Here is a 16,886-nt window from a genome sequence, read left to right as displayed (position 1 = left end):
TTTTATTTATAAAATTTTTATAAATCAGTATAAATAGGATATAAATCACACATTTTAAGAACTTCTTTTTTAATTTTTATACTTTTTTTATAATCTTTAAAATTATTTAATAATATAGTAATCCAATAAGCAATTTTCTCACATTCCTTTTCTTTTAATCCACGACGTGTAACAGCAGGAGTTCCTATTCTAATTCCTGAAGTTACAAAGGGATTTTGTAGATCTTTAGGAATAGAGTTTTTATTTACTACAAGATTCGATAAACCTAAAAATTTTTCCGCTTCTTTTCCTGTTATTCCTTTATTTGTTAAATTTAATACAAATAAATGATTATATGTATTATTAGAAATTATTTTAAAATTTTTTTTTAAAAAATATTGTGACATAACTTTTGCATTTATTAATATTTGTTTTTGATATTTTATAAAGCTTTTCTTCATAGCTTCTTTAAAAGCGATTGCTTTTCCTGCGATTACATGCATTAAAGGTCCACCCTGTGACCCAGGAAAAACGGATTTATTTAACTTATCATATAAAATTTTATCACCTTCATTAGATAAAATTAATCCTCCTCTCGGACCAGATAAAGTTTTATGCGTTGTTGTTGTTACAACATGTGCATAATTTATTGGGCTTGGATATAAACCAGATACAATTAATCCTGCTACATGAGAAATATCAGCTATTAAATACGCACCAATCTCATCAGATATTTCTCTTAATTTTTTCCAATTACATATTCCAGAATAAGAAGAAAACCCACTTATTATCATTTTAGGATGATGTTTTCTTGCTAAATCACGCAACTTTGAATAATCAATTTCTTCGTTTCTATTTAATTTATATGAAAAAGATTTATATAATTTTCCTGAAAAATTTATTAATGATCCATGAGTTAAATGACCTCCATCAGATAAATTCATTCCTAATATTTTATCTCGAGGATCTAATAATGCATTGTAAACAGCAAAATTTGCTTGTGAACCAGAATGTGGTTGCACATTAGCATATTCAGATTTAAATAAATCTTTTGCTCTATTAATAGCTATATTTTCTATAATATCTACATATTTACATCCTCCATAATATCTCTTATTTGGATAACCTTCAGCATACTTATTTGTTAAAATAGATCCTTGCGCTTTCATTACTTCATAACTAGCATAATTTTCTGAAGCTATTAAAGTTAAACTATTGTTTTGTCTCTTTCTTTCTTTATGAAGAATTTTCCATATTTTGTCATTTTTATCATATTTTTGTTTGATTAACATAAATATCCTTATAATGCATAATTAAATTAGTAAAATTAAAAATTTGTTAAATAAAAATTTATTTTTTAAAAGAAACTTTTTAAAAAAAATATAATATCTTTCATTGGAATAATTTTTGAATATTTTTTATCAAAATATTTTATTTCAATCATATTTTTTTCAAATAATACATCATTAATAAGAAGAATTATTTTTGGTTTAAATTTTCTTGCTCTGATGATTTTTTTGTTTACTGAACCAATATTCAAATCTTCAACTATACTTAATTGAAAAAAATTTTTCCTAATTTTTTCTATATATTGAATAAATTTCACGTTTTCTTCTAAAATTGTTGATATGATATATATGTCAGTAATAATTTCTCGAGAAATATTTTTTTTTGCATTAATAATTGCAATTAATCTTTCCATTCCGATTGCACATCCTAAAGCGGGAGTCTTAGGACCACCTAAAATTTGGATTAATTTATCATATCTTCCTCCAGCACAAATTGTATTTTGAGATCCTAATTTAGGAATTTTTGTTTTCCATTCAAAAACTATATCATTATAATAATCTAACCCTCTAATAAGATTTTTATTTATTTTGAAAGAAATACCAATTTTTTTCATAGAATTACAAACGAAATTAAAATTATTAATTGAATTTTCATCAAGATAATCTAACAAAACAGGCGCATTTTTTAAAATATTTTGTGTATTTTTGTTTTTACTATCTAATATTCTTAAAGGGTTTTTATATAATCTGTTTTGAGAATCTAAATCTAAAAATTTTTTTTTTGATATCAAATAATTAATTAAATCGTCTTTATATCTTTCTCTAGCTGTAATCGTTCCAATAGAATTTATTTCTAAATAAATATTATTACTAATTTTTAAAATTTTCCAAATACGATTTAATAATAAAATTAATTCTAATTCTATTTTCGGATTACTTAACCCATATATTTCACAACCAAATTGATAAAATTGTCTATATCTTCCTTTCTGAGGTTTTTCATATCTAAACATGGGTCCGAAATACCAAAAACGTTGTTTAATATTTTTTAAAAGATTATTTTCTAAAATAGCTCGTACACAACAAGTAGTAGATTCTGGACGCAATGTCAGACTTTTTTTATTACGATCGTTAAAAGTATACATCTCTTTTTCTATAATATCAGTTATTTCTCCAATTGATCTTGTAAACAATTTCGTCTTTTCTAATATTGGTAATCGAATTTCACAATATCCATAATTTTTAAAAATTTTTTTTAATACAGATTCAGTAGTATTCCAAACATTTAATTCTTCTGGAAGATAATCATGCATACCTTTGACAGACTGTATTCTTTTAATAATCATATTATCTCTTTAAAAAATATTTTAAAACTTTATTAAGTATCAATTTTTTTATTATTGAATAGTATTATATACTAAGAAAATTATATAAAATAAAGAATTCTTTTTTTTAAAATTGCTTTTTCCAATAAAAAATATTTATAATTCTACTGATAAGAAAAATTTAAAATTTGATGTTTAATAATGATAAATTCTAAAATACAGGAAAACAAATGTATCCTATTTTAAATATTGCTATACAAGCAGCTCGTCAAGGAGGAAATCAAATTACTCAATCGTATGATAAAAAAATATTTGACTATTATGAAAATAAAAATTTTTTAAATAAAAAAATTAATATAGCTAATAATTCTATTATAGAATTAATAAAAAAATTTTACCCTCAACATCATATTCTCACTTATAAAAAAAATTTAGAATTCAAAAAATTTATTCATCCTACTTGGATTATTAACGTTCTTCATGGAAAAAAAAATTTTACAAAAAGATATCCAATTTTTTGTATTTCTATTGTCATTTTTATAAAAAATAAAATAAGTTTTTCAGTTATATATGATCCATTAAAAAACGAAATTTTTACTGCAGTGCGAGGAAATGGAGCTCAAGTGAATGGATATAGAATGCGATGCTCTAAACAAAACTCTTTAAAAAATAGTTTTTTATCATTAAAAATAAAAAATATTTTTAATAAAAAAAATAAAATGTATTTAAATATTTTAAAAGAATTTTTTTCTCATGGAGTGATTTTAAGAAATAGTAGTGTTTTAGCATTAGATTTAGCATATTTAGCGGATGGAAGGATAGATTTTATATTAGAAAAAAATTTTAAAATAAATAATTACTATTCGGGAATTTTGCAAATAAAAGAATCAGGAGGAATTATTAGTGATTATCACGGAGGATATAATTATAACAATAATATTACAATTATTGCTAATAATGTAAAATTTATTAAATTAATCATTTCAAAAATTAAATTAATACGATAATTTAATCATTTATTCAAATAAAATAATACACAAAAAAATTAAATAATAAAAAATTTTCATAATATCAAAAAATTAATATATAGAAAATTTTATTTGTTATAAAATTTTTTATTAAAAATAAAAAAAATATTTTTTATCAAAAAAATGATCTTAATATATAGAAATATTTTATATGTTATTATAGATAATAAAATATAAAAAATTATGTATTAGTTTTCTTGAAATATATAAAATTTTTAATAATGAATTTCTAAAAATATCTAAAATATTAATAAATATGAAAACAATTATTCAAAAATTATATAAAAAAAAAAATCTTCAAATAAGTGAAATGTATAAGATCATATCTTATATTGGAAAAAAAAAAATCAGTAATATAGAAATATCTAGTATTATTACTGCAATTAAAATAAAAGGTTTAACAAAAGAAGAAATTTTAGGAACTATAAAAGCATGTCTAAAAATGATAAATAAATTCCACGTGCTTAAGAAAGAATTATACGCAGATATAGTTGGAACAGGAGGAGATTATAATCAAGGAATAAATATTTCGACTTCAAGCGCTTTAGTAGCATCTTTATTAGGATTTAAAATTATTAAACACTGCAATGAAAGCGTTACTAGTATTTCTGGATCTTCTAATATTTTAGAAATGTTTAATATTAATTCAAAAATGTCAAAAAAGTTATCTCAAAAAATATTAGAAAAATTTAATATTTGTTTTTTACACGCACAAAAATATAATCCTGTATATAAAAATGTTAAAAAAGTTAGATCACAATTAAAAACAAGAACTTTTTTTAATCTAACAGGCCCTCTTTTAAACCCGTCTCAACCAAAATTAAGCGTTATTGGAGTTTACAGTAAAAAAAAAATGATACTGTTATCTAATACTATTCGTTCATTAAATTATAAAAATGTTTTAGTAATTAATAGTGATCATACAGATGAAGCTACACTACACGATATTACGTATGTTACACAAATTCGGAAAAAAAAAGCTCAATCGTATATATTAACTCCTGAAGATTTTGGAATAAAATGGAAAAAAAAAAATATTCTAAAAAAACAATCTTTAAATAAAAATTTTTTAACTTTAAAAAAAATATTTAAAGGGAAAGGGACAACTGAACAAAATGAAATAATCGCAATAAATACAGCACTTTTATTATTTATTTTCGGAAAAAAAAATTTAAAAAAAAATACTCAAAATAGTTTAGATATCATTAAAAGTGGTAAAATATATAAATTAATTAAAAAAATTTCTAAAATAGGAAGTTTATGCAAAAAACAATCTTAAAAGAAATTTTATGTAAAAAAAAACAATGGATTGATAATAAAAAAATACATATTCCAATAAAACATATAAAAAAAAATATTTCAATTAAAACAAGAAATTTTATTCATTGTTTAAAAAAAAAAACACCTGCATTCATTTTAGAATGTAAAAAATCTTCTCCTTCATTAGGAATAATTAATAAAAAATTTGATTTAAAAAGAATTGCTAAAGTTTATAAAAAATACTCCTCTGTAATTTCAGTTGTTACAGAAGAAAATTATTTTCATGGAAATATAAAAAACATCTCTATCATTAGAAATGATGTTAAACAACCAATTTTATGTAAAGATTTTATTTTTGATCCGTATCAAATATATTTATCTAGATATTATCAAGCAGATGCTGTTTTATTAATACTTTCTATTCTTAACGATAGTCAATATATATATTTATCGAATTTATCAAAAAAATTAAATCTAGGTATTTTAACTGAAATAAGTAATTTAAAAGAACTAAAAAGAGCTTTAAAACTTAATGCTCAAGTAATTGGAATTAATAATAGAAATTTAAAAGATTTCTCTATTAACATTAATCAAACTAAAAATTTATCTCCTTTTATTAAAAATAAAAGCATTATTATTAGTGAATCTGGAATTTCTAAAAATTCACATATAAAAAAGTTGAGTTCTTTTGTTAATGGTTTTTTAATTGGTTCCAGTTTAATGAAAGCAAAAAATTTAGAACTTGCCACTAAAAAAATAATTTTTGGTCATAATAAAATTTGTGGATTAACTCGATACAAAGATGCTGAATATGCAAAAAAATACGGTGCAACTTATGGAGGATTAATTTTTTGTAAAAATTCTCCTCGGAAAATTAATAAAGAAATATCTAATACAATTATAAAAATAAAAGATTTTTTATTTGTTGGTGTATTTCAAAATCAAAAAATTGATTATCTCTTAGAAAAAATATTTTCATTAAATTTAAAAATTATTCAATTACATGGAGAAGAAGATATAGAATATATAAAATTATTAAAAAAAAATGTTGGAAAAAAAATAAAAATTTGGAAATCTATTAATGTAAAAAATAATAAATACTTCTATCAGAAAAATAAAGAAATTAATAAATACTTATTTGATAATCATATTCCAGGAAGTGGAAAATCTTTTGATTGGAATATATTAAGAAAAGAAAATAAAAAAAAAATTATTTTATCTGGAGGTTTAAATATAAAAAATTGTAAAAAAGCTTCTCATATAGGTTGTTTTGGATTAGACTTTAATTCTGGAGTAGAAAAAAAAATTGGTATTAAAGATAAAAGAAAAATAAAAAAAATTTTCTGTATTCTTCGTAATTTTGAAAAAAATAAAATATGACTAAATTAAATAAATATTTTGGAGAGTTTGGAGGAAGATACGTTCCAGAAATTCTTATTCCAGCTTTAAATCAACTAGAAAATTCTTTTTTAAAAGTTAAAAATAATAAAAATTTTAGATTAACTTTAAAAAATTTATTACAAGATTTTGCAGGAAGACCAACTCCACTTACTTTATGTAACAATATTACAAAAAATACACAAACTAAAATATATCTTAAAAGAGAAGATTTACTTCACGGTGGTGCACATAAAACGAATCAAGTATTAGGTCAAGCTTTATTAGCATTAAGTATGAAGAAAAAAAAAATTATTGCTGAAACAGGAGCCGGACAACACGGAGTAGCTTCGGCAATTATATGCGCAAGATTAAATTTAAAATGCAAAATATATATGGGAATAAAAGATGTTGAAAGACAATCTTTAAACGTACAAAGAATGGAATTAATGGGAGCAAAAGTTGTTCCTGTATATTCTGGAAGTGGAACATTAAAAGACGCTTGTAATGAAGCTATGAGAGATTGGTCAAAAAATTATGAAAATTCACATTATATGCTTGGAACAGTAACAGGTCCACATCCATATCCAACAATTGTAAAATATTTTCAGAAAATTATTGGAAAAGAAACATTAAAACAAATTTTAGTAAAAGAAAATAAAATGCCTGATTCTATCATAGCTTGTGTTGGAGGTGGATCAAATGCAATTGGAATGTTTTCTCCCTTTATAAAATATAAATCCGTATCATTAATAGGAGTAGAAGCAGGAGGAAAAGGAATACACACAAAAAAACATAGTGCAGCTTTAAAGAAAGGAAAAACAGGAATATCATTTGGAATGAAATCTTTAATTTTGCAATCTAAAGAAGGGCAAATCAAAGAATCTTGGTCCATTTCTTCTGGTTTAGATTTTCCATCAGTCGGTCCAGAACATGTTTTTCTGAAGGAAAAAAAAATAGCAAAATATGTTTCTATTACTGATGAAGAAGCTGTTCATGCATTTAGAACATTATCAAAAAAAGAAGGTATTATACCTGCATTAGAATCGTCTCATGCATTAGCATATGCTATAAAACTAATGAAAAAAGATCATGTAAAAAAACAAATTTTAATTGTAAATTTATCAGGAAGAGGTGATAAAGATTTAAAAACAATAAAAAACTTTGAGAATAAGAAAAAAAATGAACAAAATGAGACGTATAGAAAAAATAAATAGATATCAAAATATGTTTAAAAAAAATATTTCTTTGAAAAAAGGATGTTTTGTTCCTTTTTTAATATTAGGATATCCGACATTAAAAAAATCTATGGAAATTATTCAAAATACTATTTTACATGGAGCAGATGCATTAGAAATAAGCATACCATTTTCAGATCCTATAGCTGATGGACCAATTATACAAAAAGCTAATTTTAGAGCTTTACAAAATAATATCACAATAAAAAACTATTTCCATTGTATAAAAAAAATAAGAGAACAAAATACACATCTTCCTATCGGTTTATTGATCTATGCAAATTTAATATTACGCATGGGAATTAAAAAATTTTATTCTCGTTGTTTATATACAAAAATAGATTCTATTTTAATACCAGATTTACCTATAGAAGAATCAAATGAATTTAGAAAGTATGGAGATAAATATAAAATATCTTCAATATATATTTGCCCTCCAAATGCGAATACTCAATTAATTAAAAAAATTTCGAAATATAGTATAGATTATGTATATTTAGTTTCTAGAACAGGAGTTACTGGAATAAATAAGAATAAACAAAAATTAAATAAAAAAATTATCTCTAAATTAAAAAAATATAATTCATCTCCTATTCTAAACGGTTTTGGAATTACTCATAATACTAATATAAAAAAAATATTAAAATTAGGAATTTCAGGAATTATTTGTGGATCAGAAATAATTTCTATAATAAATAAATATTTAACAAATAATCAAAAAATGTTTACTAAAATTAAAGAACTATGTAAAAATTTTAAAAAAAAACTCATTTTATAAGTTATTTATTTTATGCAAAAATCTTTAAAATAATTTATAAAAAAAAATAAATTGTTTACTTTTTAAAAACAAAAAAAAAAAAAAAAAATGTCTTATTCTAAAAAAATATCCAAAAACTTAATCAACATGCGTAAAATAATTTTTCACATGGCAATAAGGTTATTTCTAAATTATTTACCTACATTATCTCTATGTACTGTATATCAAGGATATAATCTGATTTTCTCTATGAAAATTTTTATTATTATGTTAATAATTTCTTTTATTATAAAGATCATTTTATATAAAGACTCATATTTAACACATACTATTAATTTTATAATTTTAATGACATTAAGTTTTTTAACATTAATTTTTAAAAAAAAAAGTTTTTTACAACTACAAAATACTATTTTTTATGGAGTTTTCTCAATATTAGCAATATTTAGTCAAATTTTTATGAAAAAAACTATGATACAAACTTTTGGTGAAAAAAAAATTGATATTCCAAAAAAACATTGGAAAATAATGAATATTATCTGGTCTGTATTTTTTATTATTTCAAGTATTATAAATTATTATCTAATATGCAAAATACATAATAAGATATGGAACAAATATAAAATTTTTGCTTTCCCAATTGTTTGCATTATTTTTTTTCTATTGACACTGATATACATCTTTTTTATAAAAAAAAAAAAAAATGATAAATGTAATTCTCAAGGAAAAGATTAAGTTGAATATAAAAAACATAAATATTAAAAAAAAAAAAAACATGTTATTAAAAACATTAGCTATGCCCAATAATACTAATGCAAATGGAGATGTTTTTGGAGGATGGATTATGTCACAAATGGATATAGGAGGAGCTATTTTAGCAAAACAAATATCATTAGGCAGAGTCGTCACTGTGCAAGCTAAAAAAATTAATTTTATACATCCTATATCTATAGGAGATATAATAAATTGTTATGGAAAATGTATAAAAATAGGAACTAGTTCCATAAGGATAAAAATAGAAATTTGGGTAAAAAGATTATATTCAAAACCAGTAAAAGAAAAATATTTATCTACTTATGGTACTTTTATATATGTTGCTATAGATAAATCAGGAAAACCAAGAAAGTTTAATAAGAAAAAATTTATATAATACAAAAAATAAACTATTTTATTTTTAATAAAAATTTTAAATTTCTTAAAAAATTATTTTATTATTTGTATTTTAAATATGTTATATTTAAAAAAAACATTTAAAAATAATTTCAATATATAAAATTTTTTTAAAAAAATCAACATTATTAAGCGAATTTTATGAAAACAATATCGAAAACATTAACAAACTTTTTTTTATTAATTATTACGTGTATAAGATACATAAAAAATATCTTTGTAAACATTTTTTTAGCAATTTTATTTTTAATAAGTATTTTTGTTGTAGTGCACCGTTTTTATTTCATTAAACCGAATTATTTAACTTCCCCTGGAATATTAAGAATTGATCTTCATGGTAAATTAAAAGAAGATTACTATCATATTTCTAAATATCATATATTATCATCATCACATAAAAAAAATCATACTTCTGATGAACTCGATCCAAATTCTGTATTTGTTTTAGTCGATAAAATGAAGAATGCTATTTTAGATCCAAATGTCAAAGGAGTATTATTAGATTTAAAGGATTTTCAAGGAGGAAGTTTTGCATCTCTATCTTATTTCGGAAAATATTTACAAAAAATACATGAGGCAAAAAAACCAATTTATGTTGAAGCAGCATCATATAATCAAGCACAATACTATCTAGCTAGTTTTGCAGATTCAATATTTTTAGAAAATCACGGAAGTGTTGATTTAGAGGGAATATCTCATAAAAAATTTTTTTTGAAAAATTTTCTAAAATTATTCGAAATTCATGTTCATGTCTTTAAAGAAGGGAAATATAAATCTGCTCCAGACGTTTTATCCGAAGATAAAACTCCTGAAGATGTAAAAAAATTTGAACTTAAATATATAAACAGTCTATGGAATAATTATACTTTAGACATTTCTAAAAATAGAAATATTTCACAAAAATTAATTTTTGATTATTTTTTAAACCAAAATTATAAGAAAAAAATATTAGAAGAAGATTTAGCACAATTTGCTTGCTCATGTGGTTTAGTAGATTTTGTTATTACAAAAAAAACAGCTGAACAAATAATCCATAAAAAATTTTCTAAATTCATTAAAAATGAAAATTATCCATCCATAAGTATATATCAATATAATAAAAAGATTATTGAAGAACAAAATAAAGATTCAGATAAAACTATAGCGGTAATTGTAAATAACGGAACGCTCATCAGCGACCAGCGTGAAAAAAATAGAATTAATATCGATAAAACAATTGAAGAAATAGAATTTGCAAAAAATAATAATGATATTAAAGCTTTAATTTTATATATAAATAGTCCTGGAGGCGGAGTATATGAATCAGAAAAAATAAGAAAAGAAATAAATAATTTTAAAAATACTTCTAAAAAACCAGTAATAATATTAATGGGAGGAGTTGCTGCTTCTGGAGGATATTGGATTTCAACAGCTGGAGATTACATTATTGCTGATCAGTCAACGATTACTGGATCGATTGGAGTCTTTAAAATAATTTGTACATTTGAAAAATGTTTAAAAAAACTTGGAATAAACTATGATGGTGTTGAAATTCCAAATATACCTAATAAAATAGATCCTACAAAAGAATTATCACCAGAAGCTAAAAAATTAATACAACAAAGTATTGAAAAAAATTATCAAAAATTTTTAAAAATAGTATCTGAATCTAGACATTTAACTATCAAACAAGTTGAAAAAATTGCTCAAGGTAAAGTATGGACAGGAACACAAGCAAAAGATAATGGATTAGTAGATGAAATTGGAGACTTAGATCATGCTATTGACAAAGCAAAAAATATGATACAAACGAAGTCTGCTCACATAATTTTTCTAAATACACAACAAAACAATACAAATATTTCTGATGCACATGCTATATCTAACGAGTATATAAAAAAATTTATTATCAATATAATGAAAACATATTTATCAAAAGATATATTCAACCAAATAAAATTTGATGAAAAATACACAGATATAATTTATATTATCAATCATCCAGAACGAAGATTCATATATTTCGAAAAATAAAATTCTGTAAAAAATTTAATTGCTCACAAATGAAAAAATTTCTTTTTATAAAAAAATTTATTATTGTGAGTAATATAATTTTTATTTCATAATTAATGAATTAATTTTTTTTAAAACTTGTAGAGGATTTTTAGAACAAGTAATAATTCTTCCTAATACAATATAATTTATTTTATAAGTTATTGCTTGTTCAGGAGTAATAACATTTTTTTGATCATTTAATGAACTTTCTTCTAGACGAATACCAGGAGTAATAATTTTATAATTTTTCTTTAAAGAGTTTTTAATATATTTTACGGAATTTCCTGGACATACGATTCCATCTAAACCTACTTTTTGTGATAATTTTAATAATAATAAAACTTGTTTATTAATTGCATTAAAAATCCCTAATTCTTGCATATCAAATTCTGATAAACTGCTTAAAACAGTTATAGCAACAAGTAAAGGAGGTTTTTTTTGAAAATAAGAAACAGCAGATTTCGCAAATTCCATCATTTTTTTTCCTCCCAAAGCATGTACGCTAATCATCCATAAATTTAGTTTAGAAAGTGAAATAATTGCTTTAAAAACAGTATTTGGAATATCATGTAATTTTAAATCTAAAAAAACCTTAAATCCTAAATTAATAATTTTTTTTACAAAATCTATTCCTAATAAAAAAAACATCTCTTTCCCAATCTTAATTTTATAAATTTGTGGATCTAATATCTTAATGAGATTTAAAGCTTTTTTTTCATTTGAATAATCTAAAGCAATAATAATTTTTGTAAAAACTTTTTTTTTAATATTTTTATATAACAATTTAAAACCTCTTTAGAAAAAACTTTGATATGAAAATTATAAACTATTTTTTATATATTGATTTTTCGCATGATATGAAGATCTTACTAAAGGACCGCAAAACACATATTTAAAACCTATAGAAAAAGCTTTTCTTTTTATTTGATCAAATTCTAAAAAATTGACATATCTTTGAACAGGAAAATGATTTTTACTCGGTTGAAGATATTGACCAATAGTTAACATAGATACACCATTATCATAAAGGTCTTGCATAACTTGAAAAATTTCTTTATTAGTTTCTCCTAAACCTACCATTAATCCTGATTTTGTTGGAATTTCTGGAAATTTTTTATTAAAATTATATAATAGTTTTAAAGAATTTAAATAATTTGCTCCTGGACGAATACGATTATACAATCTGGGTACATTTTCTAAATTATGATTAAAAACATCTGGTAAACTTTTTCCTATAATTTCTAAAGCAATATTTATTTTTCTACGAAAATCTGGAACTAATATTTCAATTTTAATATTTTTTATCTGTCTTATTTTTCTAATACATTTTAAAAATTGAATAGATCCTCCATCTTTTAAATCATCACGATTAACAGATGTTATAACAACATATTTTAAATTCATATATGAAATAACACGAGCTAATCTACGGGGTTCATCCTTATCAATATTTAAAGGTCTTCCTTTATTAACTGCGCAAAAAGGACATTTTCTTGTACAAATAGATCCTAAAATCATGAAAGTAGCAGTTTTATTATTGAAACACTCGGTTAAATTGGGACATTGAGCTTCTTGACAAACAGTATTTAAAGAATATTTATTCAAAATTTTTTTAATATTCTTAATCTGAGAAGAATCAGAAGGAAATTTTATTTTTATCCAATTTGGTTTATTTAACATATATAAAATCTCAAATTAATATCAAAATCATGATAAAAAATTATTTTATTTAAACATTTGCATAAATATTTCTGTAAAATATATTATCTTTAAAAGATATTATATATTTTATGAAGAAAATTATATGAAGATTTATAAATTGCTTGATATTTAAACACGCTCAAAAAAATTTTAATAAATTTTTTTCGGAAAATATCTATTGTTATGTGTGGATTTATATCGCATAAATTAATCATTTGTATAAATTTATTTCCACAAGGTTGTATATATTTATAATAATCTAAATTGGTATTAATATTACATGAAATTCCGTGTAAAGAACAACTATTTTTAATACGCAAACCAATAGAACAAAATTTTTTTTTATTAATATAAACTCCAGGAAATTTTGGAATATTATAGGAAAAAATAGAAAATTCTTTTAATGTTTTAATAACTACTTGTTCAATAAGAAAAATAAAATTTCTAATTTTTATTTTATTTAATCTAAAATTAATTAAAATATATATTAATTGTTGACCTGGTCCATGATATGTAATTTTTCCTCCTCGATCACATTGAACAATTGGTATATTAAAATATTCTTTAATAATATTTTCATTATTTTCAGATAATCCTTTAGTAAAAATAGAATTATGTTCAGTAAACCATAATTCATCTGGTGTTTTTTTAGAACGAGATTCTGTAAAAATATGCATAGCACTAGAAATTAAATTCCATTCAGTTCTTCCAAAATTACGTATATAAATTTTTTTCATAAATTATTTTATTTTTTTATTTTTTTTATTCCGTATTTTAATAAATAGTAAAAAATTATTAAATATTTAAATAAAGTAGATATATATATCTAAAACAATCTTTTTCATACTACAGCTTTTATACCGGATGTGATAAATTCTATTCCTAATCCTAATAATAAAATACCCATAATTTTTGTAATAATTTTAATTCCAAGATTACCTAAAATTTTTATAAAACAAGGAGATAATTTAAAAATAATATAACACAATGCAAAAAACATGCAAATAACTAAAATACATAAAAAAGTATTTATAAAATGTGTATTTTTAGTTCCCCATAATATTGTTGAACTAATTGTACCTGGACCAGCTATTAATGGTATAGATAAAGGTATAATAGCAATATCTGAAGAAATTTTTTTTTGTTTTTTTTTATTTTTGTTAAAAAAATTTTTATTATGAATCATCGAAATTGCAATTATAAGAATAAGAATACCTCCAGATATTCTAAACGATTCTAAAGAAATTCCAAAAAAATTTAATATAAATTTTCCTAAAAGCAAAGAAATACATAAAATAATACATGCAGAAAGATTTGCTGTAAAATTAATTTTCTGACGTTCAGAATCAGAAAAACGATTTGTCATACTTGTAAAAATAGGTATCATACCTATAGGGTTAACTAAAATAAATAAATTAAAAAAAAATTTAATATAAATTAAAAAATCACAATGTAATGTATTCACATATTTTCCTCATAAAATAAAAAATTTTTCATAAATAAAATAAAAATTCAATCACAGAATTATTATAAAAAATTTATTTTAAGTTTAAAACAAAAAATATTTCAAATATTTTACATCAAGAAAAATATTATCTTTTTTTATATAATTATTTTAGCAATAATACTTTTTTTATCCATTCTAACTTCCGTTAACTGAACTTTCAAAATATCTGTAATTTTATAAAAAACTTTTCCTTTAATATAAATTATTCCTTTATCTATGTTTAAATCTATTACAGAACGATTGCAATAAATAAATGATTTAGGAACAAATATATTTGCTCCATTTTTTAAGATTTTAGCTCTAATACCTCCTCGACAAATATCAATAATTTCTGCATCAAATATTTCTTTATACGAATTATTTTTTTGAAAATATTGAATATATAGAAAATCTTCAATATCACGTTCTGATAATCTATGTTTTCTCTTTTGATCAGATATTTTTTGTAAAATACTATTTTTTAAAAGTACAGGATTTTTATTTAAAATTATAGATTTTAAAAATCTATGATTGATAATATCTCCATATTTTCGAATAGGCGAAGTCCATGTTGCATATTTTTTCAAACCAAGAGCAAAATGCGGATTTGGAAGAAAACTAATTTCACTAAAAGATTGAAATTTTTTTATTTGACTATTTAAATATTTATATTTTTTCTTTTTTAATATTCTATATAATTTACAAAAACCTTTTAAAGTTAATAATTCTTTTGGCGTGATAAAGATATTATTTTTTTTTAATAAAAGAGAAATATTTTTTGCGCTTGAGATATCAAAACCAGAGTGATTATTATATAATCCAAAACCTTCTTTTTGTGATAAAAATTTTCCAGCAACAAAATTCGCAGATATCATACATTCTTCTACGATTTTATGAGCAATTCTTCTATGATCTATTGAAATTTTTAAAACTTCACACTTTTTAGATAAATGAAATTTATATTCCTTTCTTTCTGGAAAAATTAAAGCATTTTCTTTTCTCCATTTCATCCGAGACAAACATAATTTATGTAATAATAATAACTGTTCTTGAACAGCTATATCATCAGAAATCCAAGATTTCTTTTTTTCTAACCAATCAGAAACATTACTATATGACAATTTCGCTTTAGATTTTATCCAAGCTATAAAAAATTTATTTTTATTTTTAATTCTACCATCTTGAGAAATATAAATTTTACAAGCTAATACAGGACGCTTTTCATTTGGTTGTAATGAACATAAATTTTCAGAAAGAATTCTAGGTAACATCGGAACATTAAATCCAGGTAAATAATTTGTAAAACCTCTTTCAGAAGCAATATTATCGAGTTCACTATTAGTATCTATAAAAGAAGTTGTATCAGATATTGCTACTATTAATTGAAAAGAATTATCTCTTTTTTTTTTAACAAATAAAGCATCATCAATATCTTTTGTATTTTTATTATCAATTGTAATAAAAGATAAATTAGTTAAATCTTGTCTGTGATCAGAACATGAAATAGAAAGATTATCTAAGTTTACTTTTGGTTCTTCTTTTTTTAGATTATATTTGGATAAAGTTACCCACCAACGAGCAAATGGATCTCTTTTTTTTGAAATAAATTTAATTAATTCTGCATGAAAAAAATTATTATCTTTTAACTTATGTTGTGTTAATTTTGCTAAAAACCAATCTCCTGATTCAAAATTTAAAAGATTATCTTTTAAAAAAGTACATGGTATACATTCATGAATCAAAGGATAATCTGGAATAATAAAAAACTTTTTATTTAATATCTGCAATCTCCCAACAAATATAGTTAAAAAAGATTCTAATAGTTTTTCAGGAATGACAATTTCTCTATTTTTAGAAAATCCTATTTTTGCAATTATTTTATCTCCATGTATAACTTTTTTTATTTTTTTAGGAGGAATAAAATAACTTATCTTAGAATCTATTTCTAAAAATCCGAAACCTTTTTCAGATTTTTTAACTACACCTTCTACTCTTTTTGCATGTATTTTAAATTGTTTTTTTAATTTCATTAAAACATTATTTTTTTGAAACATAATTTTTTTACCTAAAACATTATTTTAAAATATTTTTATTAAAAATTTTTATAAAAGATTTACATGATATATTAATATTTTATATATAAAATATATAAAATTAATATACTATTATTTTTATCAAAGAACAAAATTATATTAAATTAATAAAATTAATTAAAATTATTACTGTTATAACTTGAAATATT

At 21.5% G+C, this 16,886-nt stretch carries 15 protein-coding genes; 8 read left to right on the top strand and 7 right to left on the bottom strand.

The annotated features are described in order from the left end of the window. Positions 1–17 precede the first annotated feature (17 nt). Both glyA and hisS read right to left on the bottom strand, forming a co-directional pair. Positions 18–1,271, bottom strand: a complete 1,254-nt coding sequence (gene glyA / locus M3Y47_RS00515; protein WP_252839540.1) for a serine hydroxymethyltransferase — start codon at positions 1,269–1,271, stop codon at positions 18–20. A gap of 65 nt (positions 1,272–1,336) precedes the next feature. After that, the gene (hisS, locus tag M3Y47_RS00510) at positions 1,337–2,614 is read right to left on the bottom strand and encodes a histidine--tRNA ligase (RefSeq protein ID WP_252839539.1); all 1,278 of its coding nucleotides are present in this window, start codon (positions 2,612–2,614) and stop codon (positions 1,337–1,339) included. Positions 2,615–2,823: 209 nt separating this feature from the next. Here hisS and M3Y47_RS00505 point away from each other — a divergent pair, with 209 nt between their 5' ends. From M3Y47_RS00505 to sppA, 8 genes are all read left to right on the top strand, one after another. After that, a complete protein-coding gene (locus M3Y47_RS00505) occupies positions 2,824–3,600 on the top strand; it encodes an inositol monophosphatase family protein (protein WP_252839538.1) in 777 nt (258 codons plus the stop codon). 277 nt (positions 3,601–3,877) lie between these two features. Next, positions 3,878–4,900 carry an anthranilate phosphoribosyltransferase gene (trpD, locus tag M3Y47_RS00500; protein WP_252839537.1) on the top strand — a complete coding sequence of 341 codons (1,023 nt, stop codon included), beginning with the start codon at positions 3,878–3,880 and terminating at the stop codon, positions 4,898–4,900. After that, positions 4,882–6,261: a bifunctional indole-3-glycerol-phosphate synthase TrpC/phosphoribosylanthranilate isomerase TrpF gene (gene trpCF, locus M3Y47_RS00495; RefSeq protein ID WP_252839536.1), complete on the top strand. Its 1,380-nt coding sequence runs from the start codon at positions 4,882–4,884 to the stop codon at positions 6,259–6,261. The genes trpD and trpCF overlap by 19 nt, the downstream gene beginning before the upstream one ends. Next, positions 6,258–7,475: a tryptophan synthase subunit beta gene (gene trpB, locus M3Y47_RS00490; RefSeq protein WP_252839535.1), complete on the top strand. Its 1,218-nt coding sequence runs from the start codon at positions 6,258–6,260 to the stop codon at positions 7,473–7,475. Before trpCF ends, trpB begins: the two co-directional genes overlap by 4 nt. Next, a complete protein-coding gene (gene trpA / locus M3Y47_RS00485; RefSeq protein WP_354667626.1) occupies positions 7,468–8,274 on the top strand; it encodes a tryptophan synthase subunit alpha in 807 nt (268 codons plus the stop codon). The genes trpB and trpA overlap by 8 nt, the downstream gene beginning before the upstream one ends. Positions 8,275–8,361: 87 nt before the next feature. Then, the gene (locus M3Y47_RS00480) at positions 8,362–8,988 is read left to right on the top strand and encodes a septation protein IspZ (protein ID WP_252839533.1); all 627 of its coding nucleotides are present in this window, start codon (positions 8,362–8,364) and stop codon (positions 8,986–8,988) included. A gap of 40 nt (positions 8,989–9,028) precedes the next feature. Continuing rightward, on the top strand, positions 9,029–9,403 hold the full coding sequence (gene yciA, locus M3Y47_RS00475) for an acyl-CoA thioester hydrolase YciA (RefSeq protein ID WP_252839630.1): 375 nt from the start codon (positions 9,029–9,031) through the stop codon (positions 9,401–9,403). Between the two features lie 161 nt (positions 9,404–9,564). Further along, complete coding sequence (sppA, locus tag M3Y47_RS00470) at positions 9,565–11,436, top strand: signal peptide peptidase SppA (protein WP_252839532.1); 1,872 nt, start codon at positions 9,565–9,567, stop codon at positions 11,434–11,436. A gap of 81 nt (positions 11,437–11,517) precedes the next feature. Here sppA and pyrF read toward each other — a convergent pair whose 3' ends face one another. The 5 genes from pyrF to M3Y47_RS00445 form a co-directional block, all read right to left on the bottom strand. Next, a complete protein-coding gene (gene pyrF, locus M3Y47_RS00465) occupies positions 11,518–12,240 on the bottom strand; it encodes an orotidine-5'-phosphate decarboxylase (protein ID WP_252839531.1) in 723 nt (240 codons plus the stop codon). 36 nt (positions 12,241–12,276) lie between these two features. Then, a complete protein-coding gene (lipA, locus tag M3Y47_RS00460) occupies positions 12,277–13,137 on the bottom strand; it encodes a lipoyl synthase (protein WP_252839530.1) in 861 nt (286 codons plus the stop codon). Positions 13,138–13,226: 89 nt separating this feature from the next. Beyond that, positions 13,227–13,895: a lipoyl(octanoyl) transferase LipB gene (lipB, locus tag M3Y47_RS00455; protein ID WP_252839529.1), complete on the bottom strand. Its 669-nt coding sequence runs from the start codon at positions 13,893–13,895 to the stop codon at positions 13,227–13,229. A gap of 104 nt (positions 13,896–13,999) precedes the next feature. Further along, positions 14,000–14,623, bottom strand: a complete 624-nt coding sequence (locus M3Y47_RS00450; RefSeq protein ID WP_252839528.1) for a YchE family NAAT transporter — start codon at positions 14,621–14,623, stop codon at positions 14,000–14,002. Positions 14,624–14,760: 137 nt separating this feature from the next. Beyond that, on the bottom strand, positions 14,761–16,698 hold the full coding sequence (locus M3Y47_RS00445) for an exoribonuclease II (RefSeq protein ID WP_252839527.1): 1,938 nt from the start codon (positions 16,696–16,698) through the stop codon (positions 14,761–14,763). Between the last annotated feature and the right edge of the window lie 188 nt (positions 16,699–16,886).

Source organism: Buchnera aphidicola (Sipha maydis) (assembly GCF_024029855.1).
Classification (GTDB): Bacteria; Pseudomonadota; Gammaproteobacteria; order Enterobacterales; family Enterobacteriaceae; genus Buchnera_J; species Buchnera_J aphidicola_BI.
The sequence above is the reverse complement of the archived record's forward strand: the minus strand, read 5'-3'. Positions and strand labels throughout refer to the sequence as shown.

What these genes read in the sequence shown, in the direction of transcription:
- trpB (WP_252839535.1), top strand. Translation starts at nt 6,258, where the DNA reads ATGACTAAATTAAATAAATATTTTGGAGAGTTTGGAGGAAGATACGTT.
- hisS (WP_252839539.1), bottom strand. Translation starts at nt 2,614, where the DNA reads ATGATTATTAAAAGAATACAGTCTGTCAAAGGTATGCATGATTATCTT.
- lipA (WP_252839530.1), bottom strand. Translation starts at nt 13,137, where the DNA reads ATGTTAAATAAACCAAATTGGATAAAAATAAAATTTCCTTCTGATTCT.
- M3Y47_RS00505 (WP_252839538.1), top strand. Translation starts at nt 2,824, where the DNA reads ATGTATCCTATTTTAAATATTGCTATACAAGCAGCTCGTCAAGGAGGA.
- glyA (WP_252839540.1), bottom strand. Translation starts at nt 1,271, where the DNA reads ATGTTAATCAAACAAAAATATGATAAAAATGACAAAATATGGAAAATT.
- trpD (WP_252839537.1), top strand. Translation starts at nt 3,878, where the DNA reads ATGAAAACAATTATTCAAAAATTATATAAAAAAAAAAATCTTCAAATA.
- sppA (WP_252839532.1), top strand. Translation starts at nt 9,565, where the DNA reads ATGAAAACAATATCGAAAACATTAACAAACTTTTTTTTATTAATTATT.
- M3Y47_RS00445 (WP_252839527.1), bottom strand. Translation starts at nt 16,698, where the DNA reads ATGTTTCAAAAAAATAATGTTTTAATGAAATTAAAAAAACAATTTAAA.
- yciA (WP_252839630.1), top strand. Translation starts at nt 9,029, where the DNA reads ATGTTATTAAAAACATTAGCTATGCCCAATAATACTAATGCAAATGGA.
- trpCF (WP_252839536.1), top strand. Translation starts at nt 4,882, where the DNA reads ATGCAAAAAACAATCTTAAAAGAAATTTTATGTAAAAAAAAACAATGG.
- M3Y47_RS00480 (WP_252839533.1), top strand. Translation starts at nt 8,362, where the DNA reads ATGTCTTATTCTAAAAAAATATCCAAAAACTTAATCAACATGCGTAAA.
- lipB (WP_252839529.1), bottom strand. Translation starts at nt 13,895, where the DNA reads ATGAAAAAAATTTATATACGTAATTTTGGAAGAACTGAATGGAATTTA.